The 23,762-nt window shown below is 59.0% G+C and carries 27 protein-coding genes; 15 read left to right on the top strand and 12 right to left on the bottom strand.

Going from position 1 to position 23,762, the window contains the following annotated elements; all coding sequences use genetic code 11:
* Window positions 1-4: 4 nt before the first annotated feature.
* The 10 genes from ACTRXA_RS10565 to ACTRXA_RS10610 all read left to right on the top strand — a co-directional run bounded on the left by ACTRXA_RS10565 (window position 5) and on the right by ACTRXA_RS10610 (window position 7,753).
* On the top strand, window positions 5-451 hold the full coding sequence (locus ACTRXA_RS10565) for a DUF1566 domain-containing protein (RefSeq protein ID WP_442427158.1): 447 nt from the start codon (window positions 5-7) through the stop codon (window positions 449-451).
* Between the two features lie 72 nt (window positions 452-523).
* The gene (locus tag ACTRXA_RS10570) at window positions 524-973 is read left to right on the top strand and encodes a hypothetical protein (protein ID WP_442427159.1); all 450 of its coding nucleotides are present in this window, start codon (window positions 524-526) and stop codon (window positions 971-973) included.
* A 28-nt stretch (window positions 974-1,001) separates the two neighbouring features.
* Window positions 1,002-1,409, top strand: coding sequence for a hypothetical protein (locus tag ACTRXA_RS10575; RefSeq protein ID WP_442427160.1), 408 nt, complete (start codon window positions 1,002-1,004; stop codon window positions 1,407-1,409).
* 15 nt (window positions 1,410-1,424) lie between these two features.
* Window positions 1,425-1,574, top strand: coding sequence for a hypothetical protein (locus ACTRXA_RS10580; RefSeq protein WP_442427161.1), 150 nt, complete (start codon window positions 1,425-1,427; stop codon window positions 1,572-1,574).
* Window positions 1,575-1,588: 14 nt separating this feature from the next.
* Entirely contained in the window at window positions 1,589-2,191 is a 603-nt protein-coding gene (locus ACTRXA_RS10585; RefSeq protein WP_442427162.1) for a uracil-DNA glycosylase, read from the top strand.
* Between the two features lie 106 nt (window positions 2,192-2,297).
* Window positions 2,298-2,612 carry a hypothetical protein gene (locus ACTRXA_RS10590; protein WP_005005568.1) on the top strand — a complete coding sequence of 105 codons (315 nt, stop codon included), beginning with the start codon at window positions 2,298-2,300 and terminating at the stop codon, window positions 2,610-2,612.
* Window position 2,613: 1 nt separating this feature from the next.
* A complete protein-coding gene (locus ACTRXA_RS10595; protein WP_442427163.1) occupies window positions 2,614-3,561 on the top strand; it encodes an aldo/keto reductase in 948 nt (315 codons plus the stop codon).
* Between the two features lie 50 nt (window positions 3,562-3,611).
* Window positions 3,612-3,956, top strand: coding sequence for a hypothetical protein (locus tag ACTRXA_RS10600; protein WP_442427164.1), 345 nt, complete (start codon window positions 3,612-3,614; stop codon window positions 3,954-3,956).
* 223 nt (window positions 3,957-4,179) lie between these two features.
* The gene (locus ACTRXA_RS10605) at window positions 4,180-4,644 is read left to right on the top strand and encodes a urate hydroxylase PuuD (protein ID WP_005005572.1); all 465 of its coding nucleotides are present in this window, start codon (window positions 4,180-4,182) and stop codon (window positions 4,642-4,644) included.
* Window positions 4,645-4,975: 331 nt separating this feature from the next.
* Window positions 4,976-7,753: a hypothetical protein gene (locus ACTRXA_RS10610; protein ID WP_442427165.1), complete on the top strand. Its 2,778-nt coding sequence runs from the start codon at window positions 4,976-4,978 to the stop codon at window positions 7,751-7,753.
* 50 nt (window positions 7,754-7,803) lie between these two features.
* On the opposite strand, the gene ACTRXA_RS10615 is transcribed toward ACTRXA_RS10610, so the two are convergent.
* From ACTRXA_RS10615 to ACTRXA_RS10655, 9 genes are all read right to left on the bottom strand, one after another.
* Window positions 7,804-8,379 (bottom strand): NifU family protein, encoded by a 576-nt coding sequence (locus tag ACTRXA_RS10615; RefSeq protein ID WP_442427166.1) that lies wholly within the window; start codon window positions 8,377-8,379, stop codon window positions 7,804-7,806.
* Between the two features lie 194 nt (window positions 8,380-8,573).
* A complete protein-coding gene (locus ACTRXA_RS10620; protein ID WP_442427167.1) occupies window positions 8,574-10,277 on the bottom strand; it encodes a carbon starvation CstA family protein in 1,704 nt (567 codons plus the stop codon).
* Window positions 10,278-10,344: 67 nt separating this feature from the next.
* Window positions 10,345-10,638: a CC/Se motif family (seleno)protein gene (locus tag ACTRXA_RS10625; protein WP_442427168.1), complete on the bottom strand. Its 294-nt coding sequence runs from the start codon at window positions 10,636-10,638 to the stop codon at window positions 10,345-10,347.
* Between the two features lie 21 nt (window positions 10,639-10,659).
* On the bottom strand, window positions 10,660-11,946 hold the full coding sequence (locus ACTRXA_RS10630) for an adenylosuccinate synthase (RefSeq protein ID WP_442427169.1): 1,287 nt from the start codon (window positions 11,944-11,946) through the stop codon (window positions 10,660-10,662).
* Between the two features lie 149 nt (window positions 11,947-12,095).
* The gene (locus ACTRXA_RS10635; protein ID WP_442427170.1) at window positions 12,096-12,506 is read right to left on the bottom strand and encodes a YkgJ family cysteine cluster protein; all 411 of its coding nucleotides are present in this window, start codon (window positions 12,504-12,506) and stop codon (window positions 12,096-12,098) included.
* A gap of 2 nt (window positions 12,507-12,508) precedes the next feature.
* Entirely contained in the window at window positions 12,509-13,663 is a 1,155-nt protein-coding gene (gene proB, locus ACTRXA_RS10640) for a glutamate 5-kinase (protein ID WP_442427260.1), read from the bottom strand.
* Window positions 13,664-13,776: 113 nt separating this feature from the next.
* Window positions 13,777-14,442 (bottom strand): ankyrin repeat domain-containing protein, encoded by a 666-nt coding sequence (locus ACTRXA_RS10645; RefSeq protein ID WP_442427171.1) that lies wholly within the window; start codon window positions 14,440-14,442, stop codon window positions 13,777-13,779.
* Window positions 14,439-15,302, bottom strand: coding sequence for an alpha/beta hydrolase (locus tag ACTRXA_RS10650; protein WP_442427172.1), 864 nt, complete (start codon window positions 15,300-15,302; stop codon window positions 14,439-14,441). The genes ACTRXA_RS10645 and ACTRXA_RS10650 overlap by 4 nt, the downstream gene beginning before the upstream one ends.
* Before the next feature lie 7 nt (window positions 15,303-15,309).
* A complete protein-coding gene (locus ACTRXA_RS10655) occupies window positions 15,310-16,671 on the bottom strand; it encodes an NfeD family protein (protein WP_442427173.1) in 1,362 nt (453 codons plus the stop codon).
* 169 nt (window positions 16,672-16,840) lie between these two features.
* Here ACTRXA_RS10655 and ACTRXA_RS10660 point away from each other — a divergent pair, with 169 nt between their 5' ends.
* The 3 genes from ACTRXA_RS10660 to ACTRXA_RS10670 are packed head-to-tail and all read left to right on the top strand — an operon-like array spanning window position 16,841 to window position 19,130.
* The gene (locus ACTRXA_RS10660) at window positions 16,841-17,251 is read left to right on the top strand and encodes a hypothetical protein (protein ID WP_442427174.1); all 411 of its coding nucleotides are present in this window, start codon (window positions 16,841-16,843) and stop codon (window positions 17,249-17,251) included.
* 46 nt (window positions 17,252-17,297) lie between these two features.
* Window positions 17,298-18,134 carry a 3-deoxy-8-phosphooctulonate synthase gene (gene kdsA / locus ACTRXA_RS10665; protein WP_442427175.1) on the top strand — a complete coding sequence of 279 codons (837 nt, stop codon included), beginning with the start codon at window positions 17,298-17,300 and terminating at the stop codon, window positions 18,132-18,134.
* 39 nt (window positions 18,135-18,173) lie between these two features.
* A complete protein-coding gene (locus tag ACTRXA_RS10670) occupies window positions 18,174-19,130 on the top strand; it encodes a Kelch repeat-containing protein (RefSeq protein ID WP_442427176.1) in 957 nt (318 codons plus the stop codon).
* 55 nt (window positions 19,131-19,185) lie between these two features.
* On the opposite strand, the gene ACTRXA_RS10675 is transcribed toward ACTRXA_RS10670, so the two are convergent.
* Both ACTRXA_RS10675 and ACTRXA_RS10680 read right to left on the bottom strand, forming a co-directional pair.
* Window positions 19,186-19,554: a hypothetical protein gene (locus ACTRXA_RS10675; RefSeq protein WP_442427177.1), complete on the bottom strand. Its 369-nt coding sequence runs from the start codon at window positions 19,552-19,554 to the stop codon at window positions 19,186-19,188.
* Window positions 19,555-19,577: 23 nt separating this feature from the next.
* Window positions 19,578-20,336, bottom strand: coding sequence for a phosphorylase family protein (locus tag ACTRXA_RS10680; RefSeq protein WP_442427178.1), 759 nt, complete (start codon window positions 20,334-20,336; stop codon window positions 19,578-19,580).
* 89 nt (window positions 20,337-20,425) lie between these two features.
* Here ACTRXA_RS10680 and rlmD point away from each other — a divergent pair, with 89 nt between their 5' ends.
* The gene (gene rlmD, locus ACTRXA_RS10685) at window positions 20,426-21,811 is read left to right on the top strand and encodes a 23S rRNA (uracil(1939)-C(5))-methyltransferase RlmD (protein ID WP_442427179.1); all 1,386 of its coding nucleotides are present in this window, start codon (window positions 20,426-20,428) and stop codon (window positions 21,809-21,811) included.
* Window positions 21,812-21,823: 12 nt separating this feature from the next.
* On the opposite strand, the gene asnS is transcribed toward rlmD, so the two are convergent.
* On the bottom strand, window positions 21,824-23,224 hold the full coding sequence (asnS, locus tag ACTRXA_RS10690) for an asparagine--tRNA ligase (protein WP_442427180.1): 1,401 nt from the start codon (window positions 23,222-23,224) through the stop codon (window positions 21,824-21,826).
* 215 nt (window positions 23,225-23,439) lie between these two features.
* On the opposite strand from asnS, the gene ACTRXA_RS10695 reads away from it, so the two are divergent.
* Window positions 23,440-23,742 (top strand): YggT family protein, encoded by a 303-nt coding sequence (locus tag ACTRXA_RS10695; protein ID WP_005005617.1) that lies wholly within the window; start codon window positions 23,440-23,442, stop codon window positions 23,740-23,742.
* Window positions 23,743-23,762 lie beyond the last annotated feature (20 nt).

A 23,762-nucleotide genomic window follows, 5' to 3' on the forward strand; every position in this document is an offset into this window, starting at 1 on the left:
AACCATGAGCGACAAAGAACGATTTATCGATAACGGCGACGGCACCATCAAGGACACCCTTCACGACCTGCTGTGGACAAAGGAAGACTCCTGGCAGGCCGAACAAAAATGGCTGACCTGGGATGAAGCGCTGGAATACTGCAAAAAGCTGACGACCAACAAATTTGCAGGTTTCGACGAATGGCGGCTTCCGGAAGTCGAGGAGTGCAAGTCGCTCATTGAACCCGATCCTGTGAACCGCGACAAGTACGAACACGAAATTCACCTGAACCCTGTGTTTCCCGCCGGCCCCCTGCCCTACATGTGGACCACGGAGGGGATCGGGCAGGACGGGTACCTGGTGGACCTGAGAAACGGCGAGACCCGCCTGCTCTATAAAAGCAAAAGCGGACGGATGGCGACCCGGCCCGTCCGTGGCAAACCGTTCAGCGACCGCAAGGCCAATCCCTGAACGCAGGCACAAACCCTTAACCCAGCCCGGCATCTGGTTTTGAGACTCGGGCGGCTGGAAAGCCATGACATCATGACTAAAAACCAACTGTACACGCTTGCGGGCAGCATCTGGGGCCTGGTGGGCCTGTTTTTGCTGGTACGCGGCATCGGCATGTACTTCCTTGCCATCGAAACCCAGGGTTCGTCCCAGAATGCGGTGTTCATCTCGCTGGCCGCAGGGCTTTTGATCGGCGCGGTGAAAGGCAAATTTGTGCTCACTAAAACCGCGCGGCGCAACAAAAACCGTATTGACAACCTCACACCTCCGCTCAAGTTCCATCATGTGTACGCAAAACCGTTTTATATCTTTATTGCGGCCATGATGGGCCTCGGCTTCATGCTCCGCGCGTTGAACGAACACCTGGGGGGATATGTGGTGGTGGCGGCAATCTACTGCGGCGTCGGCATGGCACTCATGGTCTCCAGCCTCGTATACTGGAGAGCCGGCCCGGATAAACCGGCGGTTGAGAACAGTCCCTGATCAAGTCACACGGAGCGGTTTCGAGTCCATGAAAAATTTCTTTCTGACCCTTCATATGGTTTCCATGTGCCTGGTGGTGGGCACATTGTTTCTGCAATCGCTCACCGTGGTGTTTCGCCTGAGACTCAAGTCTGCGGAGGAACGCGACGGCCTGCGCAAAACCCAGAAGCGCATCCACAAATTCATCTACTACCCAATCCTCGGTGTCACCATCCTGTCCGGCATTTACCTTGCCGTCACCACCAGCGTGTTCAACGAATCGAAATGGATTTATCCCAAGCTGGGGCTTTTGCTGGTGCTCATCGCGCTGGGGTTCCAGAACGGCGTTCAAATCAATAAAGACACGTTGCCGAAGAAATACGCTATGATGGTGCATATTGCGATTTTCCTCATTGGCGGCGGCATGATCTATTTCGCCACCGTCAAGCCGTTCTGATTTGCGTGAGGCGTCATGGACATTCTGTTCACCATTCTGGCCAGCGTGCTGTTGCTCGTCGGTTTCCTTGTCATCTGCCGCTCCAGCGACGATGACGAGGAGGACGAGACGGAAGACGAATTGACCAACGACCCCGCCCGCCGCGACAAGACGGAAAATTCCTGAGAGGGAACCGCACCATGAGTGCATCCGCCAAACGCCGCCACTTTCTTTCGCTTTCCACACGTGCCGCCGAATGCATACAGTGTCCCCGGCTGGCATCCGAGCAGGCCATTTTGAGCGACCGCAACGGCAGTCTCAACGCCGAGGTGGTGTTTGTTGCCGAAGCCCCCGGCCGATTCGGCGCCGCCCGCACCGGCGTTCCTTTTTCCGGTGACCAGTCAGGAAAAAACTTCGAGATTCTGCTGGCCCATATCGGCCTCACCCGCAACGACGTGTTCGTCACCAACGCTGTCCTGTGCAATCCCCTGGAAAACGGCAACAACCGTCGCCCCACAACCAAAGAAATAGACACCTGCGCCGGATTCCTGGAGGAAACGCTGGAAATCATCCAGCCGCGCGTGGTGGTGACTCTGGGCACGGTGGGCCTCGATGCCATCAACCGCCTCAAAGGCACACGGTTCAAGCTGGCCGAGGTGCTCGCCAAACCGCAGAATCTGGCAACATTCACGCTGCTGGCCCTGTATCATCCCAGCCCGCGCGTGGTCAACTGGCGTCGGCCCCTTTCCCGGCAGAAACGGGATTTCAACCGGATCCGCCGCCTGCTGGAAAAGCCCGCCTGAATTCCAAAATTCGCCCCAATCGGCACACACGGGTCTTGACCCGGCCCCGTCGCGATTTTATGTATGTGGTATGAAAGGCAATGGAGCCTTTTAAAAAGGAGGCCCTATGTTCCAACGTACCCATCAACCCAAGGATTTGTTCACTGAAGGCTACAATTCATTACAGTGGTCGGTGTTGATTTTTGGTGTCGCATTGATTACGCTTGCCGTACTGATCTTCCTGTATCCGGCGCTTTTGGGATTCCTGTTCGCAACGTTGATCCTGATTGTCGGCGCCGCGGCTCTGATCGGTGGATACCGCCTGTACCGCTTCAAGAAACACATCGAGAAAGTGGAAAAGGAAGGCGAACCCTTCGCCGCCACCATCAAGACGGAAGGTCCCCATTACCGCTACCGCAGTTTCACCATGATCGTGAGGTAACATGCGAACCGTCTCCGTAAAGGGCCTGGACATACCTTGGAGCGTGATCACTTTCGGATGCTGGCAAATCGCCCCCAGCGGCGGCTGGGGCGACTACGCCACGCCGGAGGAGGCGGACGCCTCCGTGAAGGCCGCGCTGGACGGCGGCATCACCGCCTTCGACACCGCCGAAGGCTATGGTGATGGGGAATCCGAACGGCGTCTCGGCAAGGCCCTCGGCAGCAAAAAGAACGACGTTCTCATCATTTCCAAAATCTGGCCGGATGCGGACCTCACCCGCGACGCGTATGAAGAACGCCTGAACGGGACCCTGAAGGCGCTCGACAGGGATTATGTCGATGTGTACCTCGTCCACTGGCCGGGTACTTTCTTCAACTCGCCTGAGAAATCGCGCAAACTGTGCGAAATCATGCAGGCACTCAAAGACAGCGGCAAAGCCCGCACGGTGGGCCTGTCCAATTTTGATTCCACCGACCTGCAACTTCTTGGCGACCGCGCCGGCACATTTACCATCAACCAGATTCCCTACAATTTGTTGCAACGCGAATACGAGGGCCGGACGCTGGACGCCTGCAAGCAGAACAAGATCGGCTACATGATTTATTCCCCCACCGCACGGGGACTCCTGGCGGGACGCATCGACGCTACCGCACGCAAGGCACCCACACGTCGGGAATACTATCTGTACCAGGAGCCTTATTTTTCGAATTCCAAACCCGTTCGGGAAGAAGTGGAAGCCGTCGCCCAGGAGCTGGACACCGCCCCGGTGAACGTCAGCCTCGCCTGGGTGCTGGCACAGGACAACGTGGTGACGGCGGTGGTCGGTTCCAAAAAATCCACGCAGATCCGGGAGTTCGCCCAGGCGGGCGACCTCATATTATCGCCGGGCCACATGCAACGGCTGATGGAAGCAAGCGGCCGCTTTCACGCCGCCAGCAATACAGCCTGAAATCACCTGTCGGACGCCACATCATCCGGTGGGAGAAAGCCTCCAGCACCATGACCGAAGACTGGGACGACCCGCCCGAAAGCGAAGGCATCACCCGGGGACCGGAAGAAGCCCTGGAACGGGAAATAGCCCGGTCGAAAGCGCTTAAAGTGGAGCGCCTGCAGTTGCGCGACCAGGTAGACTCATTGCAAAAGCAGGTGGAACAACTGACTGCGGAAAACCGGAGCCTGCAGGACGCGTTGGCCCGCACCGGCACCGCCATCGGAAATTCCCCTGCCCCGGATCCGGAGGTTCCCACCTCGCGCGCGATGGTGCCACGAAGCTGGGCATGGTCCCTCCTCATTTTCAACCTGCTGGCCCTGGGGACTCTGTTGATCTTTCTCCTTGAACGCTGATCCGCCACTCCGTCCTGTGGCTGGAAGCACGAAAATCCGTTCGGGCGCATTTAAATCGGCCCATTTTTCCCAAAATTTTCCAAAATTGATGAATCTCTAACCCCGATTTTCCATCTTACTTCTAAAATGTCTGTCCGTCCTCATTCGGCCCAGAGCTTGATTCTCAAAAATCCGAATTTCATAAACCAGCAATTTCAAGGCATATATAAAGGAGGCACATTTTATGTGGGTAGCTGAATTTTTTCACGTCGTGTTCGGGATTTTCTGGATTGGCCTGCTTTGGTTTTTCAATATCATTCAGGTTTCCAGCATGCCCCAATTGACGGAACAGGGAGCTGCCAAACCTTATACCCAGGTCGTCCTGCCGAAAGCCCTCTGGTGGTTTCGCCATATGGCCTGGTTGACCGTCGTGTCGGGAATCATTTACTACGGCGTCGGCCGTGGCCAGGTGGAAGGCATTCCCAGCATGACGATTCACATCGGTATGGTTTTGGGTATCATCATGATGATCAACGTCTGGGCATTCATCTGGCCCAATCAGAAAAAGATCATCGCGGGCGAACTGGAAGGCGATGCGCTGGCCAAGGCGAAAAAGACCGCTTTTGTGGCAAGCCGCACCAATGCCATCCTGTCCATCCCCATGCTGATGTGCATGATCGTGGCCAACCACGGAAGTTGGACATTCTAAGCACCCCAAAAAGCAGAATTAAAGAAGCGGCCGGGTTCGTTGGGAATCCGGCCGTTTTTTTGTTTAAGTTTCTTTCCCGAATCCGGTAAGTGCCGCGAAAAAGCCTGACACCCGGGCCTCCCGCAACCCTGAAATCGGTTTTCTCTCTGGCTAATAAACCTTTATAATTAAAGGTATGGCCAATACCCCCAAGAAATTCAATTCCCCAAAAAAAGGGGCCAAAAGCAGCTCTCCGGCTGGTTCCGGAAACGCTTCAAAAGCCACCCCTCCCTCTTCCGGAAAAACTCCGGCGTCAAACAAACCCAAAAAAAAATCGCCCCGTGGAAGGAGAATGGTCCGACTGGTCAAACGGGTCATGTGGGGTTTTGCGGCGATGGTCTTCCTGGGGGTTCTGGTTCTCGCCGGGCTTGCATATTTCGTGGATGTAAAATCCCTGAAAGGGTCTCTCACCCAGACTCTCACCGAAGCCACCGGTATGAAGGTGAAAATCGAAGGGCTTGCCTACGATTTTCACGACGGATTCGGCCTGAAAGCCGATGGCGTGAGCGTTGAGTCCATGGATGGAAAGGACAAATTCGTTTCCGCCAAAACCCTTTTCGTTCATGTTTACCTCATGCCCCTGCTTGCAGGAAAAGTTGAGGTGAAGACCATCGACCTCATTCAGCCCGTGGTCACCATCTACCTCAATCAGGACGAAGAGGAAGAAAAGCCTGAAGAGCCGGTACCTGGAAGTAAAGACGATAAGACCGTGGTCAATTCCATCCGCGACACCTTTCGCAATTTTCATCTGGCAATCGATAACATCGACGTCGAACAGGGTCGCATTTACTGGATCAAACGCAGGGGCGGAAAGCCCGTAGATCAGCAAATGATGCGGTTGTCCGGGTTGATCCAGATTTCCCGACCCAGCAACCAAAAGCTGGACCTGGCCCTGACCGACCTGGATGTTTATATGGACCAACTTCACCTCTTCGGCGACCTTGTGGTGCATGAAGTGCTGACCCCAAACGCATCCCTGGATGTTCATATGGAGTTGAACCGGTTCCACCTCAAGGACCTTCAAGCCATCCATTTTTTTATTCCCGTCGATCCCTCGAAAGTTCTGGAAAAATACCAACCCCAGGGGAATTTCGAGTTACTTCAGGCGGAAATGCAGGTGCCTTTGGATGCTTTGGAAGATGGAGATAAATTCACGAAGCAGGCAGTAGTTCAGGCGCACATCATGGGAAACAATGTTTCCGTCACCGCCGCAGATCGGATTTACCTGTTCGATCACATGGACAGCCACGTTATCTGGCGAAAGGGCAACCTGAACCATCACCTCGACCTGGACATGGGTGCAGGCCGAATCGAGCATTCCGGTGACCTGCGGTTTCTGGAAAACAACCCGGATCCGGAATTGAACACGACCACAAAGGTGAACCAGCTGGAACTCAATCAGCTGGGCATCCCAGAGGTCTCCCAATGGGCGAATGGTTTGGTGACCGGGTCATTCGAGTTGCGCGGACCCGCCGTCCTCGATGAGTTGATCCTCAACGCTTCGCTATCCGGGGACGAGTTGCTGCTCACACCCGCTGACCTGCAAATCCCTGTTGGTCGCTGGCAGGCGGATGCACAGATGAAAAACCGCAAACTCCACAACACGCTCAAGGCCACGGCCTTCGGCGGAGAAGTCCAGTATGATGGGGACCTCACCTTTCCCGCGAAAGAAAACGAAAGCATGATCCTCGACTCCACCGTCACAGTGAACCGCGTGGATGTGGTACGACTGCCGATTCCCAAATCGGCAGGCATAAGCAAAGGCGTGCTTACCGGCAAACTGACGGCAAAGGGCCCGGTGAACAACCCGGACAAGCTGACGTACGAGACCAGTCTGGTTGCCGATGACGTGCTCATCAAAATCCAGGCCCTCGACAATATGGTCCTTCCCGTTTCGCGGCTGGATGCGGACGCGACCATGAACGGCCGCAACATCAAGAGCAAAATCAAAGCGTCGGTGTTGAACGGGGAACTGACCCAGAATGGAAAGATCATTCTCCCCAAACCGGATAGCAAGAAATCGGTAACCCGGCTCGACTCCGATTTCAAATTCGACAAACTCGATCTTTCGCAGGTGAAGTGGCCCTCGGAGTGGGGTCTGGTCAAAACGGTATTGTCGGGCAACGTGAAAGCGCGGGGCCCGGTTGAAATCGACCGCATCCGGCTCAACGGCACCCTTCAGGGAGAGAAAATGGTGCTTTCTCCGAATAAACACAACTTTTCGATTCAGGATGCAGTGTTTCGGGTGAACTCCAGGCCGCCCAAGGTGCCGGTGTCCATCGGGTTCAAATTGACCCGGGTGAACGCGAAGGGGTATCCATTCAAGCGTATCACCGGCGAAGTGACTCTGCCAAAAAACAGGATCGTTCTCAGCCAGTCTGCGTTCGTGCCACGCAACGGCACCATGGGCATCAAGGGGGTCTACAACACGGCGAAGGACAAATACGATTTTTCTTTCGGCGGCAAGGGCCTTTCCATTGAGGATTACGAAAAGAAACACCTCAAAGGCATCGTCAAGTTCACCGGGAACCTGAAGGGGCATGTCCCCAAAAAAGGTCCGGCAACCAGGGGCATGAACGGCGACCTCAAACTGCTGGTCACGGAAGGAAGCCTCAAGGAACTGGGTGCGGTGAAAGCCATCCTCACCATCCTCAATCCCACCGCCCTGCAAAAGCTGAGTGACAAGGGACTGCTGTTCGACCGCATGGGCGGAACGTTTGAAATCAAAAAAGGCGTCGTGCACACTCCCTTGATGGGACTGGAAGGCCAGTACCTGAAGGTGTACCTGGAAGGCACGGCCGATCTCAACACAGAGAAATTTGACATGCACGGCAAGGCCCTGCCGATGGGGGACCTGGACAAAGTCTTACAGGGGGTGCCCCTTCTGGGTCGGTTCGTGGCGGGTAGCAAAACCGACGAAGGACTGGTGGAAACCTACTTCAAGCTGGAAGGGCCCTTCAACGATCCCCACGTGGACATGGAAGCCGCCAAATCGATTCTCGCCAAGCCCAAGCGCATCTTTGAAGCTCTGGGGGACCTTCTCACCGGTGGCGCATTCACCGGGAAATAAAAAAGCCTCCCGTCCGGGAGGCCCGTTTATCCCCGACCCCTCCCAGGAGGTCAGACAGATTTGACCACGAGTTCGCGGTCCAACTGCTGTTTGATGAGTTTTTCGATGTGCTGGAGGGTGCCGGTCATCGATGACGGACAGTTCTCGCAGGCACCCTGGTAGTGGATGAGCACCTCCTTGCCCTCCAGGCCCTGCAGGTCCACACCGCCGCCATCCTGCGCCAGCTGACTGCGGATGGAGCGGTTCAGCACCATCTCAATGGCTTCCAGCTTCTTTTCGTGCGGCAGGCTGTTGAAATCGGACACGTCCACGTGCGCCGTCTTGCCTGCCTCCTCGCTGGGGTACACGTCCACCAGCTCGTCGATGGTGTTCCAGACCTGGGTCTTCAGTGGATTCCACCCGGCCGTGTCCTGCTTGGTGACGGTGACGAAGTTTTTCATGATGTACACGTTCTTCACCGCCGAATTCTTGAACAGGGCCTGACCCAGCTTGTCGTCGCCGCAGTCTTCAGGCGAGGAATACGATTTGTTCCCGGTCTCAAGAATCTGTGCGTTCAACACAAACTGCAGGGCGTTGGGATTCGGGGTTTCGCGGGTGCGGATCACTTTGAGCGCCCGGTTGTTCACGGGGGTCCTTGGGCGGTCTCCGGGCGTCTGACCTCCGGTTTTCTTCTCCGTCTGTCTTGCTATGACCTCGCTCAACTTCATAACGCTACCCCTTTCAACTGGATCGGTCCATTCCGCCCATCATACAACCCCGGCCGGGGAAAAATCAACCGCACACCGCAGGCGGCCCCGGGGAAACCCGGATCCGGTCCTCCTCACGCCTCGCTGGGGGCGGGTTCGGTGCTGATTTTGCGGCCTTTCAAGGCCTGCAATCCCTCATGCCCGACAAACAGGGCGAGCCCGATGAGCACCAGCGCCGCCGTCCCCAGAAACAGGTGCGGCTCCGGCGCGGTGAAAAACCGGTAGGCCTGCCACGACAACGCACCAATGGTCGTGATCACCATGAACACCGCCGGATACAACGCGTAGGCGGTCGGCCGCTTGACACCGATGAGGTAAGTCGCGATGACGAACAGCGCGACGGCGGCGATCAACTGGTTGGTCGCGCCGAAGATCGGCCAGATTTTCTGCCAGCCGTCGCTCGCGCCGATCACAAACGCGATGGCGATGACGCCCGCCGTGGTGACGTATTTGTTGAGGAACACCGGCACGCGCTGGCCCAGCGACTCCTGCACGATGAAACGCGTGATGCGCACCGCCGTGTCCAAAGTCGTCATGACAAAGGTGTTGAGCGCCAGCACGGCGATCATCGACGCCAGCGTGAAGCTGAGAAACGGCAGCATCTGGTGGACCACGTTGCCGTAACCGTGGCCGAAGGCGTGGATCCAGCCCCCGGCCTTCAATGTTTCACGGAAACCGAGCTCGGCCATATCGACGCCGCCGCCCGCAGGCGCCACCCAGTACAACCCGCCGCCGACCAGCAACACCGTGACCACGGCGACCACGCCTTCCGTCAGCATGCCGCCGTAACTGATGAGGCGACCCTGTGATTCGCTCGCCAGTTGTTTTGACACGGTGCCTCCGGCGACGAGGGAGTGGAATCCGGATACTGCGCCGCACGCCACCAGCACGAACAGCATTGGCCACACCGGACCCTGTTCCTGCGAAAACCCGCCCATGTACGCAGGCGTGTTGAGTCCGGGCGCCACCCACAGCAACGCCAGGATGCCGAGTGACATGCTGCCGAACAGCACGTACGTCGAGAGGTAATCGCGCGGTTGCAGGAGAACGTGGACGGGGAGCACCGACGCCACGGCGGCGTAGATCATGAGCAGGACGAACCAGAACATCAGGGGCGACAGACCGAGCACATCGCCTTCCAGCGGCAGGGGCAGTTTGAATCCGGCATAAATGCTTGCGACGAGTGCCAGCACGGCCACAATCGACGCGGCGGTCAGGTTGCCGCCTTTTTTATAGATGAACCAGCCCAGGATCATGCTGATGGGGATGATGGCGAAGGTGGGAATGACCATCTCCGGTTGCGCGATCAAGGTCTTCGCCGCCACCACGCCGAAAACGGCGATGACCAGCAACATCGCCAGCACAAGAAACAGCGCGAACACCGATTTGGCGCGCGAGCCCATGGTGGATTCGGCGATGTCCGCCACCGAGCGGCCACGGTTTCTCACCGACATCATCAGCGTCAGGTAGTCGTGCACCGCACCGATGAACACGTTGCCGACCAGCACCCACACCAGGGTCAGCGCCCAGCCGAAATGGTGCATGGCGATGATGGGACCGATCACCGGCCCCGCCCCGGCGATGGAGGCGAAATTGTGGCCGAACAGCACCATCGGTTTGCTGGGCACGTAATCGACGCCGTCGTTCTCCGTCACCGCAGGGGTGTGCGATCCCGCATCCGGGCGCACCACGTCGCGGTCCAGCCGCCCGGCGTAATACCGGTAACCGGCGAAATAAAAAAACAGGCACGCGCCAATGAGTATGGTCCAGGTCAGCATAACGCCTTTACAAACCCCGGGTTATCGACCGGGAAAAACGACATTCATAATGGAGCTTTATTATAAATTACAAAATGAGGTGGATGCCAGAGACTTCGATCTTTTTGAAGGGGCCCATGCCGGAAACGTACACCCGCACGGTGTCGCCGGTGTGCAGAAGCTTTGATAAATGGAGGGTGATGCCGCCCGCCTCAAAATGACGGTAACCGGTGGGATCGAGCGGCGGCTGGTGCCGGACCCGCATCTCAGGAAGCCTGCCGACGCAACACGGCGTTTCCAGGTCTTCGACCTCGATGGTCAGGTCGGACCGGCCCCGCTCGTTCAGGAATTCGGCAACGTTGTCGGCAACTTCAATCTTCATCGCCCACCTCGATGCGAAGAATTAAAACAGTGCGCCCTGCGAAATGGTGTGGTCGCGGTGCGGCCCGGTGGAGATCATCAGCATCTCCACGTCCAGCAGTTTCTGCAGGCCGTCGATGTAACGCTTGGCGTTGTCCGGCAGATCACTGAAGCAACGCACGCCGGAGGTTTTCTGCTTCCAGCCCGGAAACTCAGTATACACCGGCTCGCATTCCTCCAGCACGCGCGGGCAGGCGGGCATGCTTTCCAGCACCCTGCCCTTGTGCGAGTAACCGGTGCAGACTTTGACGGTGTCGAATGTATCGAGCACGTCGATCTTGGTCAGAGCCACCGCGTCGATGCCGTTCAGTTCCACCGCGTACTTCGCCACCACCGCGTCGAACCAGCCGCAGCGACGAGGCCGCCCGGTGGTCGAGCCGAACTCGTCGCCGTTCTTGCGCAACTGCTCGCCGAATTCGTCGGTCAGCTCCGTCGGGAACGGGCCTTCGCCGACGCGCGTGGTGTACGCCTTGATCACGCCGATGACGCGGGTGATCTTGTTCGGCGGGATGCCGAGCCCCGTGCACGCGCCGCCGGAGGTGGCGTTGGACGAGGTGACGAACGGATAGGTGCCATGGTCCACGTCCAGCATGGTGCCCTGCGCGCCTTCGCACAGAACCTTGTGACCCGCCGCGATCTCTTTGCGCAGGATGCTTTGGGTGTCGTTGATGTATTTGAGGATGACCTGGCGGTAGCCGAGCAGGTCGTCGTACAGTTTTTCAAAATCCTGCAGGTCGCAACCGTACAGGTTCTTGAGGATTTTTTTCTTTTCCTCGTAGTTGGCGCGCATGGTGTCTTTCAGGATCGCCTCGTCCAGGAAATCGCACAGGCGCAGTCCCGCGCGGGCCACCTTGTCGGCGTAGGACGGACCGATGCCCCGACCGGTGGTGCCGATCTTGCGGTCGCCGGAGGTGCTCTCCTTGTTCTGGTCGGACACCATGTGGTACGGCAGGATGATGTTCGCGCGGTCGCTGATCACCAGCTTGTCGTCGAACTCGAACCCCGCCTTTTTGAGCATGCCGATCTCTTCCACCAGCGCCTTGGGATCGATCACCACGCCGTTGCCGATGACACACAGCTTGCCCTTGTGGAAAATACCGGACGGGATGAGGTGCAGGATGAACTTCTGGTCGCCAAAGCAGATGGTGTGGCCGGCGTTGTGGCCTCCCTGGTAACGGGCGACGACGTCGGCTTCTTCGGAGAACAGGTCGATGATTTTCCCTTTACCCTCATCGCCCCACTGCATACCCACCACTACGGAAACAGGCATGATGGTCCCTTCTTTGTCGGTTTAATGGAATCGAGCACAGGCTGGCAAGGCCGGTCGTGCGGGGTTGGTCTCAGAGTTTTGACCGGGAAGTTATTATCGGTCCGCGCCGGGGCAATGTCAACCGCTTTTGGGACAGCGGGAAATGCAGGCTAGAGGCGGAAATCCCGCAGGTATTGCTTGATCTCTTTAGCGGGAACGGGCGGGCCTTCGTTGATGCCGGGACAGAACCCCCCGACCAGGGTCCAGTAGTTTTTGGAGTCGAGGTGTTCCTTCCAGAACGGGTAGGCACTGCACTGTTTCGGTTTCGCCGGGTGGATGGAACAGCCCTGCATGGTGAGGAAGGTGCAGGCAGACCCCTCCTTCACTTCCATCTCCCAGTAGCCCTCGAACTTGCGCAGGCGGTACTTTTTGCGGAACTCGCTCGGGTTCAGCCCCACATAGTCCGCCGCGCGGTGGACGTCGTCGGAATCGAAATACACCACGCCGGGTTTCATGCAGCACTTGAAACACCCCTGCTGGCATTCGAAGCGGACCGGTTCCTTTTCCCACCATTTCGCCATGATTAAAGCACCACCAGGTCGTCGCGGTGCACGACTTCTTCGTAGAAATCGGTACCGACGAGGTTGCGGATCGCCGGGGTCTTCATGCCCTTGATGCGATCGAGCGCCCCGGCGCTGTAATTGACCAGGCCGCGGGCGATCTCGTTGCCGTCCGACACGATGCGCACCGACGCACCAAACTCGAACGCGCCCTCGACCTTCACCACCCCCGCCGGCAGCAGGCTTTTGCCGCGCTCGACGATGGCCTTGCAGGCCCCGGCATCGACGGTCAGCGTGCCCGCCGGTTTGAGCGTGTGGGCAATCCAGTGCTTGCGGTCGCGGATCTTGGTCTTTCCCGACCAGAACAGCGTGCCCACCGCCGCCCCGGCGAAGATCCTGTCCAGTATCTTACCATCCAGCCCGTTGACCACCAACGTGGGGATGCCGAAGCTCATGGTCTTTTTCGCCGCCAGCACCTTCGTGTACATGCCACCGACGGAGAGCGGGTTCCGGCTTTTGCCCGCCAGCTGTTCGATATCCGCGGTGATGCGGTCCACGTGCGAGATCAGCTTCGGCGCGTCCGCCGCGTTTTTGCGCGCGCGGGCGGGGTCGCCGTCAAACAGGCCGTCCACGTCCGACAGAATGACCAGCAACTGCGCCCCCGCCATGCAGGCGACGTTCGCCGACAGCGTGTCGTTGTCGCCGATCTTAATTTCATCGACCGTCACCGAATCGTTTTCATTGACGATGGGGATGACGCCGCGCTCCAAAAGGGCCTCGATGGTGTGCTTGGCGTTCAAGAAGCGTTTGCGGTGCTCGAGGTCGTCGTGGCCGAGCAGGATCTGCGCCACCTTCAGGCCCTGCTTGTCGAAATAATGTTCGTAGGTGCGCATGAGGTGGCTCTGGCCGATGGCGGCGCAGGCCTGTTTTTCCGGAATGTCGAGGGTGGAGCGCACCAGGTTGAGGCGCTGGCGGCCGGCCATGATGGCGCCGGAAGACACGACGATGACCTCGACGCCGAGATCGGTGATGTGTTTGATGCGCCGGGCGTAACTGCGGATGCGTTTTTCGCTCAAGCCCCGTTCGAGCGCGGTGCGGCCCGACTCGTGATCGCTGATCACGCCGCTCCCGATCTTGATCACCACACGCTTGACCGCCTTCAGGATCTCCCGCCGCAGTTCTTTTTCTTTAGCCCCCGCCCGTGTCGCCATTCACCTGTTCCGTAAATAAAAACCAAAGGAAGGCATCATAATCCATTTGCAGGAGGGGCACAAGATGAGGGAAGAACGCGTCACTCCTTCGCGCCCAGGGATTTGAGGAGGAGGCGCATCTGCGGGTCGAAGGCCAGTTGCATCGGCGTCGTGTTCGGCTGGCGGGTGAAGGGGTCCTGTCCCCGCGCGTGAACGTCGGCTCCATGATCCACCAGCAACGTGACGACGCCCTGCTGTCCGCTGAGCGACGCGTAATGAAGCGGCGTCAGCTCCAGCGCGTCGCGCACGTTCACGTTCGCGCCCTTCTCGACGAACAGCTTCGCCAGGTTTTCGGTGCCGAACTGCGCCACGAAATGAAGCGGCGTTTTCTGCCACGAGTTCTCTTTCAACTCCAGGTCCGCGCCGCTTTCGATGAGCAGGCGCGCCATCGCCGGTTCGCCCAACTGCGTCGCCAAGTGAAGCGGTGTGAATCCCTCGCGGTCGCGCGCGTTGACGTTGGCCTTGTGATCGACGAGATACCGCACGGCCTCCACGTGACTCCGCGCCACGGCCCAGTGCAGGGGCGTGCGGTGAAACGCGTCCTTCACGTCAATGTTCTCGCCCTGCTCGATCAGCTTGTCCATCATGCCGACCGCGCCGATCTTCGCCGCCTCGTGCAGGTGGCTGGTCGCTTCGTTGCCGCAGGCGGCGAGTCCGCCCAGCATCCAGACCGCCGCCGCCATCCATACCATCCAGATTTTTTTCATGGAGTCTGCTTGTTTGAAAGTTTCGGTTTGCCCTCCGCCAGCGCCTCATCGACGAAACGGTGGATGCGGTCGAAGTATGCCTGCCCGCCCAGGCGGTAGGTGTTGTTGTGCCCCGCGCCGGGCAGATCGTAAAACGCTTTCGGCTCCGCCGCCGCGTCGTACAGCTTGCGTCCCAGTTTGTACGGCACCACCTCGTCGCCGGTGCCGTGGATGATGAGCTTCGGGATGGTGATGTCCGGGACCTTGTCCACCGCGTTCAGTTTCGAACGGATGGCCCAGCCGATGGGCAGGATGGGGAACATCGCGCCTGCCATGTCTCTGGCGCTGGTGAACGCCGCCTCGAGGATCAGCGCCGCCGCCGGGTTGCGGTGGGCCACGTCGGTGGCGAACGCCGCACCCAGCGACCTGCCGAACAGGATCACCGTATCCGGCGGCACTTTGCGTTCCTTGACCAGCGTGTCGTACGCCGCCTGCGCGTCTTGCAGAATGCCCGCCTCGTCCGGCGCGCCTTCGCTTTTGCCGTAACCGCGGTAATCGAAGATGAACACATTGAGGCCGAGCGGGGTGAGGCGCTGGATGTTGTCCACGCGGTGCGTCAGGTTGCCCGCGTTGCCGTGAAAGAAGAGTAACGTCGCGCGCGCCTCGATGGCGGGAAAATACCAGCCGTGCAGTCTGGTTCCATCGGACGCGGTGAACCACACGTCCTCCACCGGCATGCCGTCCGCCGCGTCCCACTCCCCGTCCGGGTACGTGTGCGGGTGATAGATGATCTTGTTCTCGCAACTGACCAGCACCACCGCGTAGAACACGAGGATCGCCAGGATTGCCGCCGCCGTCTCGAAAATACGCTTTCCTTTCATCAACGCATCAACCGGATTTTTTGACCCGCACCGTGAGGCCGTCGAGCGCTTCCACCACCACCGGATCGCCCTTCTTGATGGTGCCGTCGCACACCGCCTGCCAGATTTCGCCGTGCACCAGCACCCGGCCTTTCGGGTTGAGCTTCGAGTACGCCGTGCCGTGCTCGCCGATGAGCCCCTCGTGCCCGCTCACCGCCTTGAGTCCGGCGGAGCGCGTGGCCAGCCACACCGCGCCTGCGGTCACCAGCACCGAGACGACGAACGTCGGGATCAGCACCGTCTTCGAAATCTGCATCGCCGGGTCGTCGCTGTCGATCAGCATGATCGATCCCAGCAACAGCGACACCGTGCCGCCCGCCGTCAACAGGCCGAACGTCGGCACGTTGAGTTCGACGACGAACAAAATGCCACCGAGCAGGATCAAAAGCAATCCCGCGTAGTTGATGGGCAGGGTCTGCATCGCGTAGAGGGCGAGGATCATGCTGATGCCGCCCAGGATGCCGGGCAGGATGAGCCCCGGATTGGACAATTCAAAGTACAGTCCCACCATGCCGATCATCATCAGGATGTAGGCGACATTGGGATTGGAGATGACGTCGAGGATCTGTTCGCGCGGCGTCATCTCGCGATGGACGAGAGGTTTGTTTTTGGTGTCGAGCGTCACCGTGCGCCCGTTGTCGAGTTTCACCTCGCGTCCATCGATGGCCAGCAGGAGCGCATCGAGGCTCCCGGCCACGAGATCGATCACGCCCAGTTTCTTCGCCTCCTCGGCGGAAATGGACTGGCTCTGCCGAACGGCCTTTTCCGCCCAGTAGGCGTTGCGGCCGCGTTTTTCGGCGAGCGAGCGGATGTACGCCGAAGCGTCGTTGACCACCTTCTCTTCCATCGGTGAAGGTTTGCCCTGCTTGTCATCCTGCTGGCCGCCGCCCATCATGTTGACCGGGTGCGCCGCACCGATGTTGGTGCCCGGCGCCATGGCGGCGATATGGGAAGCGATGGTGATGAACGTGCCCGCCGAGGCGGCGCGCGATCCGCTGGGCGCTACATAAGTGGCTACCGGAACGTCCGAGGCCTGGATGGCCTTGATGATCTGCCGCATGGCGGTGTCGAGTCCGCCCGGCGTGTCCATCTGCAGGACCACCAGCGCCGCGCCCTCGTCATTGGCGGCCTGGATGTGTCTGCTGGTGTAGTCGGCGGAAACGGGGTTGATGGCTCCCGCAATGTTGATGACCACGACCCGGCCCGAGGAGGTGCTCTGGGTCGAGGACTCTGGCGGCGCTTGCTGGGTTTCGGTGTCCTCGGCCAGCGCTCCGCCCGCCGCCAGCAGGAGACCGCATCCGAACACCGCCATCCATTGTTTCCAGTACATAGGGAGCACGGGATAAAGGATTGATTACAAATATTTTTTCAGACCGCCGGAACAAAGTCAAACCTAAAAGCCGCGTCCAAACAGGCCAAAACGGGCATTTGGGAAAATTGGTTCAACGGGCCGGATGTTTGGTGTTACACTGAACCGATTGGAAACACAGGTATTACTCATGGATTACAAAACCATTTTCATTGTCGATCCGGTCAAGTTCGAGCGCCTCCAGCTGGCCAAGTTTCTCAAGCAGGAGAGCTTCACCATCATGAGCTTCGTCAGCCTGGCCAACGCCTTCGGCAAACGCACGCCGATCCAGTGCGACCTGCTGATTTACGTCATCCGCAAAGGGCAGACGGACCTGAAGGCGCTGGAGCGGGTGAAGAAGAAGGACCGGAACCTCCATTTCATCCTGATGGTCCAGCACGCGGACCAGAAGGTGGAATTGGGACCGTACCGGGAAATGGGGTTCGAGAACATTTTCACCGCGACCAACAATGAGAAGGTTCGGGAGATCGCCTATGGCTACCTCGCGCCCGACGGGTTGCAGTCGCGCCCGGAAACGCCGCACCCCCTGCCCCTTCCCTGAATTGGCAACGAAATAACAAGCAACCTCGCACTAGAAATTTTTATTTATGGAATCCAGTCTGAAAACGCAGGAAGTGCACATCGGTCCCATCGCGGTCGGCAACGGTCATCCGCTGGCGGTCATCGCGGGGCCGTGTGTCATCGAGTCCGAAAAACACGCCATGGAAACCGCCGAACAGTTGCAGGAGGTCTTCTCCAGAGCGGGCATCCCGTTCATATACAAGTCGTCCTACGACAAGGCCAACCGCTCGTCGTACAAATCGTTCCGCGGACCGGGCCTCGATGAAGGCCTGCGCATCCTGAACAAAGTGAAGACCGAGCTCGGCGTGCCGGTCCTCTCCGACGTGCACAAGGAGGAGGAGGTCGATCCCGCCGCCGAAGTGCTGGACGTGTTGCAGATTCCGGCGTTCCTCTGCCGGCAGACGGACCTCGTGGTGAAGACGGCCAAAACCGGCAAGCCCATCAACGTGAAAAAAGGCCAGTTCCTCGCGCCATGGGACATGAAAAACGTCGTCGATAAGGTCAGGGAAACGGGCAACGAGAACATCGTGCTCACCGAGCGCGGCTTCATGTTCGGTTACAACAACCTGGTCGTGGACATGCGTTCTCTCGTGCTGATGCGCGAACTGGGGTTTCCGGTCTGCTTCGACTGCACACACAGTTTGCAGTTGCCCGGCGGACAGGGCACGACCTCCGGCGGACAGCGCGACCTGGTGCCGCACCTCACGCGCGGCGCAGTGGCCGTGGGTTGCGACATGCTGTTCATGGAAGTGCACCCGGACCCCGATAGCGCACCGTCGGATGGACCCAACATGCTGAGGCTGGACACGCTTCCGGCACTCCTCGACCAGATCAGGCAGCTCGACGCCCTGCGACTTACTTAAAACCGCCGCCTTCTTCCCTTTCTCCCCCGGAGGTGTGGGATGAAACTTCAATCGCTCCTGTTTTTTCTGGGATGCGCCCTGATCTTTGCCGCAGGTCCCTCCGCTTCACTTGCACAGGAAGGAAGCTGGAAAGTCCTGACCCCCACCCCGACACCGCGCACCGAAGTCGGCGTTGTCACCCTCAACGAAAAAATTTACGTGATCGGCGGCTTCACGCCGGAAGGCATCGCTGAAAAAGTCGAGGTGTACGATCCGGCAAGCGGCGGATGGTCGGAAGCCGCGCCCCTGCCTCGCGCCCTGCACCATGTCGCGGCGGTGACGGTGAACGGAAAAATTTACGTCGTCGGCGGATTCGCCACGGGAATGTGGTCGCCGGTGGACACGATTTACGAGTACGACCCGCAGTCAAATGAGTGGACGGAAAAGGCGCCGATGCCCACGGAACGCGGTGCGCTGGGGGCGGGGGTGATCGACGGAAAGATTCATGCAGTGGGCGGCGCGTTCAGGAAATTCTTCCGGCTCAAGAACACCGGCGCGCACGAGGTGTACGATCCGGCCACCGACACGTGGACGGAAGCGGCCGATATCCCAACGCCGCGTGATCACCTGACCGTCTCTGTCGTGGACGGTAAATTCTATGCGCTGGGCGGACGCATCGATGTCGATTTCGGCAACAACCTCGACCTCAACGAGTCGTTCGACCCGAAAACCGGCCAATGGCAGAGGCTGGCGCCGCTCCCCACCAAACGGAGCGGCATCACCTCGCAGGCGGTGAATGGAAGGATTTTCGTATTCGGCGGCGAAGCCACCAAGGGCACTTTCGACAAGAACGAGGCCTACGATCCCGGCACCAACACCTGGAAAACCTACAAACCCATGCCCAACCCCTGCCACGGCCTGGGCTCGGCGGTGGTGAACGGGTCCATCCACCTGATCACCGGCGGCCCCAACCCCGGTGGCGGCGGCAGCCAGTACCACCAGGTATTCACCCCCTGACCGAAAGGGGAAACGGTTCCCGGTGGCAACCCTGCGCCTCCGCGCGTTCCCCTGTCTAACAATTGGTCTCGATGATTTCGCCTTTGATTGCGGCGGTGGTGCAGAGGGAGGATTCGTCACTGCCCGGATGCCAATCGGTCTGATTGGCGCGCAGGCTGACGATGTGCACCTCATCTTTCGGAAGGGCGCGGCTGGCGTATTTCGCGGCAGTGAGGTTGATGGCGCGGAAACGGCGCGGCGGATCGGTCCAGCCTACCATCACATGGTGCCCCTCGGCACGGACCCATGCCACCTCCGGCAGACCGCGCAGGTAGGTGACGGAATCGATCAATATCTGCCACGGCTGGCGTAATTCCCGGGCATCAGTGGACCCCGGAAGCAAAAGGGCTAATGAAAACAGCGCACAACTCATCCATCGCAACATTCGCGTTCGCTCCTTTGGAAATATCATTTCAGGCAATGCAGGTATTCTTTTAAATAAGACGTCAGGTGGGCGGTGGCAAGGCGGGCGTGTTTGCCGAGTTCGATCATGCCGGTGAGGTCGCCGGGATGGGTCAGCACGTGCCACCCGGCTTTGAGGGTCGAGACATTGCCGTCGTCATCGACCAGATGCGAGCAGTTCATCAACGTCTGCCCCGCAGTGTCGGTGATCGCGCGCACGGACAAAAACGGGACGTCGCGCCGCTCGGCTTCTTTGGCCAGTTCGAAGGTTTCCATATCCACCCCCAGTGCACCGTGCGTTTTCCCCAGCTTTTTTTTGTCGTCGGGGTGGCTGACGACGTCGTCCACTGTCACCAGGGTTCCCTGGTAGGCGGTTGCCCCCTCCGGGCAGGCCACCACCATCGCCTGGTTCACCAGTGCCACGGGGATGGCCATCGATTCGGTGGTCACCGCCGCGCCGTCGCAAACCATCGTGATGGTATCGGCGATCAACAGGTCTCCGACCTGCAAGGCGGGATCGAGCCCCCCGGCAAAGCCGATGGAAATCACCTGAACGAGAGGAAAATGGTCGCACACCTGTTGAAACGCCTTGGCGGCACGTCTGCGCCCAACACCCGAACGCACCAGCACAAGACGAAACCCCTCCCACGTGCCGATGAACGCCGAGGCGCCGTTCAGCTTCAACGATTCGTCAATGCGCATGCGGCCCTTGATGCCCGCAATCTCTTCCCGGATGGCGCCAATGATGCATAGATGGTGTTCCATGCGCCCGATTGTACTCCCTTCGCCCTGCCGATTGAATCCATTTTTGACGCGGCGGGCTTTGCGGTAGTATGATCGCAGACCTTTCTCACATGGAGCACACCTTGGCCAAACAGAAACTGGAAATCCCGGTGCACGTCGGCGACGACGTGGAACTGGAAGTTGAATCGCTGGCATCGAGCGGCGACGGCGTCACCCACCACCATGGCTACACCTTGTTTGTGCCCCACACCCTTCCGCAGGACCGGGTGAAAGCGCGGGTCACCAAAACCACGAAACGCTTCGGGGTGACACGAGTCATCAAACGACTCCATTCGACGCCCGACCGGGTGGATGCGCCGTGCGCGGTGTTTCCGGAATGCGGCGGATGCAAAATCCAGGACTGGGATTACGCAAAGCAAATGGGGTTCAAGGTCCGGCAGGTACAGGACGCGCTGGGGCATATCGGGGGGTTGAACATCACGGTGGAAATCGAACCTGTTCCCGCCGATCCACCACTGCACTACCGCAACAAGGCGAACTACGCCGTCGAGAAGCGTGGCAAGAAACCGTCGATCGGCTTTTACCGCCAGGGCACGCACCACGTGGTCGATCACGTCGAATGTCACACGCTGATGGAACCGATCACCGCCATCAAGGAATGGTTGCGGGGATTGATCGAAAGTCACAGCCTGTCGATTTACAACGAACGGCGTCACACCGGATTCCTGCGCGGGCTGGTGGTGCGGTATTCGGCGGCAACGGGCGAGTCGCTGGTGGGACTGGTCACCACCCACGGCGAGTTCTCGCGCAAGTTCATGGACGACCTGACCGATGAGGCCGTTCTAATAAAATTCGGCATCCGGGGCATCGTGCACAACATCAACCGCGCCAGGACCAACGTCATCCTCGGTCACGAAAACACCACGCTGTGGGGGCAGGATTTTTTCCGCGAGAAACTGGGCGAACTCGAGTTTCACCTGTCCCTGCCTTCGTTCTTCCAGGTCAACCCGTACCAGTCGGTCAAACTCTACGGCATCGTGCAGAGCTGGGTGGAGGGCACCGGCGGCCAGGTGCTCGATGCCTACTGCGGCAACGGCGGCATCAGCCTGTGGCTGGGGAAGGCAGGGTGCGAGGTGGTGGGCATCGACTCCGCCGCCTCGAACATCGAGGACGCGGAACAAAGCGCCCGGCTGAACGGGCTCACCTCCTGCCGGTTCTGGAACCTGCCACTGGAGAGGGCGTTTCAGCTTAAAGAGGAACTGGCGTCGGTGAAGACAGTGGTCCTCGATCCTCCGCGCAAAGGCTGTTCGCCGGAAGTGGTGGCGGGGATTCTGGAGATGAAACCGGACCGCATCGTCTACGTATCATGCAACCCGGCCACGCTGGCGCGGGACCTCGCACTCCTGCAGGGCTACACTGTGAGCGCCATCAAAGTGATCGACATGTTTCCGCAGACGCAACACGTGGAGACAGCGGTGCTTCTGGAACGGGAATGATGCAGGCGGACGTCAAAACCCGGCATGCTTGGGGGTACGGGGAAAGGGTATGACATCGCGGATGTTCTCGACGCCGCTGACGAACTGCACGAGCCGCTCGAATCCAAGCCCGAAACCGCTGTGCGGCGCACTGCCAAAGCGCCGCAGGTCCAGGTACCACCAGTATTCCTCCGGATCGAGTCCCTTTTCCTTTATACGTCTCTGCAGCGTATCCAGGTCGTCCTCGCGCTGGCTGCCGCCGATGATCTCGCCCAGTCTCGGCAATAGAACGTCCATCGCACGCACCGTCTCGCCGTCGTCGTTGAGTTTCATGTAAAACGGCTTGATCGACTCCGGGTAGTTGTAAATGATCACCGGCTTCTTGAAATGCTTTTCGGCGAGGTACCTCTCGTGCTCCGCCTGCAGGTTGCAACCCCACTCCACCGAGTAGGTGAACTTTTCATTGCTCTTCTCCAGCAGGTGAACGGCGTCAGAATACGGAATGCGTTCGAACCGGTTTTCCGCCACGTGCGTCAGTGTTTCGATCAGGTGCTTGTCGATGCGGCTGTTGAAAAACTCCAGGTCCTCGGAGCATTCCTCCAGCACGTCCTTGAACAGGTACTGGATGAATTTTTCCGCGAGGTCCATGTCGTCATCCAGGTCGTAGAACGCCATCTCCGGTTCCACCATCCAGAACTCCGCGAGGTGCCGGCTGGTGTTGGAATTTTCCGCCCGGAACGTCGGCCCGAAGGTGTAGATGAGCGACAGCGCCATGGCGTAGATCTCGCCTTCCAGTTGACCGCTGACCGTGAGGTTGGCCTTGCGCCCGAAAAAATCCTCGCCGTAGTTCACCTGCCCGTTGTCCTTGGGCACCTGGTTGAGGTCGAGGGTCGTCACCTGGAACATCTCGCCCGCGCCCTCGCAGTCGCTGGTGGTGATGATCGGCGTGTGCAGGTACACGAAGCCATGGTCCTGGAAGAAGCGGTGGATGGAAAACGCAAGTCGGTTTCTCACCCGCATGACCGCGCCGATGGTGTTGGTGCGAGGCCGCAGGTGGGCGATCTCGCGCAGGAACTCCAGCGAATGGTATTTCTTCTGGAGGGGATAGGTTTCCGGGTCAGCGCCGCCGTACACCCACAGCTCGCCGGCCTGGATTTCCACCGACTGCCCCTTGCCCTGAGAGGCAACCAGCTTGCCGCGCACCCCGACACAGCTTCCGGTATGGAGTTTCTTTTCGTTTTGTTTGTACGCGTCGAGCGAGTGATCGACGATGGCCTGGATGTTTTTCTGGCAGGAGCCGTCGTTGACCTCCAGAAACGAAAAGCCGCCCTTGGAATCGCGGCGGGTTTTCACCCACCCTTCGACAATGACGTCGTCGCGCGGCTCGCCCTTTGTCAGCAGTTCTTTCACGCGGGCGCGTTTGCTTTTATCCATGACTTTCCATCCCTAATAATTCGCGTCATGCGGTTGGCGAATCCACTATAAACGTTTTCGGATTTGCCTGAAAAGGGAAAAGTGCCGAAACACGGGTCGTGTTGACATGACAGGGGTTTTCAGATAGGTTAAGTCAGGTTGACAACGAAACCGAAACTGTAATTTTCTCCGCCCGTTTACCGCCTGCCGGCAACCGGGAACCACTTCATCCGTCCGTGTTTATTCTAGCCGAATTCATCAACGCCACCGCCACCGTGTTGGGCATCGCGCTCAACCTGTACATGTGGATCGTCATCATCCGCGCACTGCTGTCGTGGGTGAATCCCGATCCCTACAACCCCATCGTGCAGTTCCTGCACGCGATGACCGATCCCCTGATGAACCGCGTGCGCAACTGGATCGGCATGGGCGGCGGCATGGGTATCGATTTTTCGCCGATCATCATCCTGCTCGGCATCGTGTTCCTGCAGGAGTTCCTGGTGACGTCGCTCCGCATGCTGGCCATGCAATTGCAGTGACCCCGGCGGCGCACCGAATC

Origin of the sequence: Nitrospina sp. P1_D6 (assembly GCF_052156615.1) — a bacterium.
In the GTDB taxonomy this organism is placed as follows: Bacteria; Nitrospinota; Nitrospinia; order Nitrospinales; family Nitrospinaceae; genus Nitrospina.

Coding starts and splice junctions, on each gene's coding strand:
- ACTRXA_RS10575 (WP_442427160.1), top strand. CDS start 1,002: ATGAAAAATTTCTTTCTGACCCTTCATATGGTTTCCATGTGCCTGGTG.
- ACTRXA_RS10605 (WP_005005572.1), top strand. CDS start 4,180: ATGTGGGTAGCTGAATTTTTTCACGTCGTGTTCGGGATTTTCTGGATT.
- ACTRXA_RS10585 (WP_442427162.1), top strand. CDS start 1,589: ATGAGTGCATCCGCCAAACGCCGCCACTTTCTTTCGCTTTCCACACGT.
- ACTRXA_RS10670 (WP_442427176.1), top strand. CDS start 18,174: ATGAAACTTCAATCGCTCCTGTTTTTTCTGGGATGCGCCCTGATCTTT.
- ACTRXA_RS10620 (WP_442427167.1), bottom strand. CDS start 10,277: ATGCTGACCTGGACCATACTCATTGGCGCGTGCCTGTTTTTTTATTTC.
- ACTRXA_RS10675 (WP_442427177.1), bottom strand. CDS start 19,554: ATGTTGCGATGGATGAGTTGTGCGCTGTTTTCATTAGCCCTTTTGCTT.
- ACTRXA_RS10570 (WP_442427159.1), top strand. CDS start 524: ATGACTAAAAACCAACTGTACACGCTTGCGGGCAGCATCTGGGGCCTG.
- ACTRXA_RS10660 (WP_442427174.1), top strand. CDS start 16,841: ATGGATTACAAAACCATTTTCATTGTCGATCCGGTCAAGTTCGAGCGC.
- ACTRXA_RS10610 (WP_442427165.1), top strand. CDS start 4,976: ATGGTCCGACTGGTCAAACGGGTCATGTGGGGTTTTGCGGCGATGGTC.
- ACTRXA_RS10580 (WP_442427161.1), top strand. CDS start 1,425: ATGGACATTCTGTTCACCATTCTGGCCAGCGTGCTGTTGCTCGTCGGT.
- rlmD (WP_442427179.1), top strand. CDS start 20,426: ATGGAGCACACCTTGGCCAAACAGAAACTGGAAATCCCGGTGCACGTC.
- ACTRXA_RS10630 (WP_442427169.1), bottom strand. CDS start 11,946: ATGCCTGTTTCCGTAGTGGTGGGTATGCAGTGGGGCGATGAGGGTAAA.
- kdsA (WP_442427175.1), top strand. CDS start 17,298: ATGGAATCCAGTCTGAAAACGCAGGAAGTGCACATCGGTCCCATCGCG.
- ACTRXA_RS10650 (WP_442427172.1), bottom strand. CDS start 15,302: ATGAAAGGAAAGCGTATTTTCGAGACGGCGGCGGCAATCCTGGCGATC.
- ACTRXA_RS10600 (WP_442427164.1), top strand. CDS start 3,612: ATGACCGAAGACTGGGACGACCCGCCCGAAAGCGAAGGCATCACCCGG.
- ACTRXA_RS10590 (WP_005005568.1), top strand. CDS start 2,298: ATGTTCCAACGTACCCATCAACCCAAGGATTTGTTCACTGAAGGCTAC.
- ACTRXA_RS10595 (WP_442427163.1), top strand. CDS start 2,614: ATGCGAACCGTCTCCGTAAAGGGCCTGGACATACCTTGGAGCGTGATC.
- asnS (WP_442427180.1), bottom strand. CDS start 23,224: ATGGATAAAAGCAAACGCGCCCGCGTGAAAGAACTGCTGACAAAGGGC.
- ACTRXA_RS10625 (WP_442427168.1), bottom strand. CDS start 10,638: ATGAAGATTGAAGTTGCCGACAACGTTGCCGAATTCCTGAACGAGCGG.
- ACTRXA_RS10635 (WP_442427170.1), bottom strand. CDS start 12,506: ATGGCGAAATGGTGGGAAAAGGAACCGGTCCGCTTCGAATGCCAGCAG.
- ACTRXA_RS10655 (WP_442427173.1), bottom strand. CDS start 16,671: ATGTACTGGAAACAATGGATGGCGGTGTTCGGATGCGGTCTCCTGCTG.
- ACTRXA_RS10565 (WP_442427158.1), top strand. CDS start 5: ATGAGCGACAAAGAACGATTTATCGATAACGGCGACGGCACCATCAAG.
- ACTRXA_RS10680 (WP_442427178.1), bottom strand. CDS start 20,336: ATGGAACACCATCTATGCATCATTGGCGCCATCCGGGAAGAGATTGCG.
- ACTRXA_RS10645 (WP_442427171.1), bottom strand. CDS start 14,442: ATGAAAAAAATCTGGATGGTATGGATGGCGGCGGCGGTCTGGATGCTG.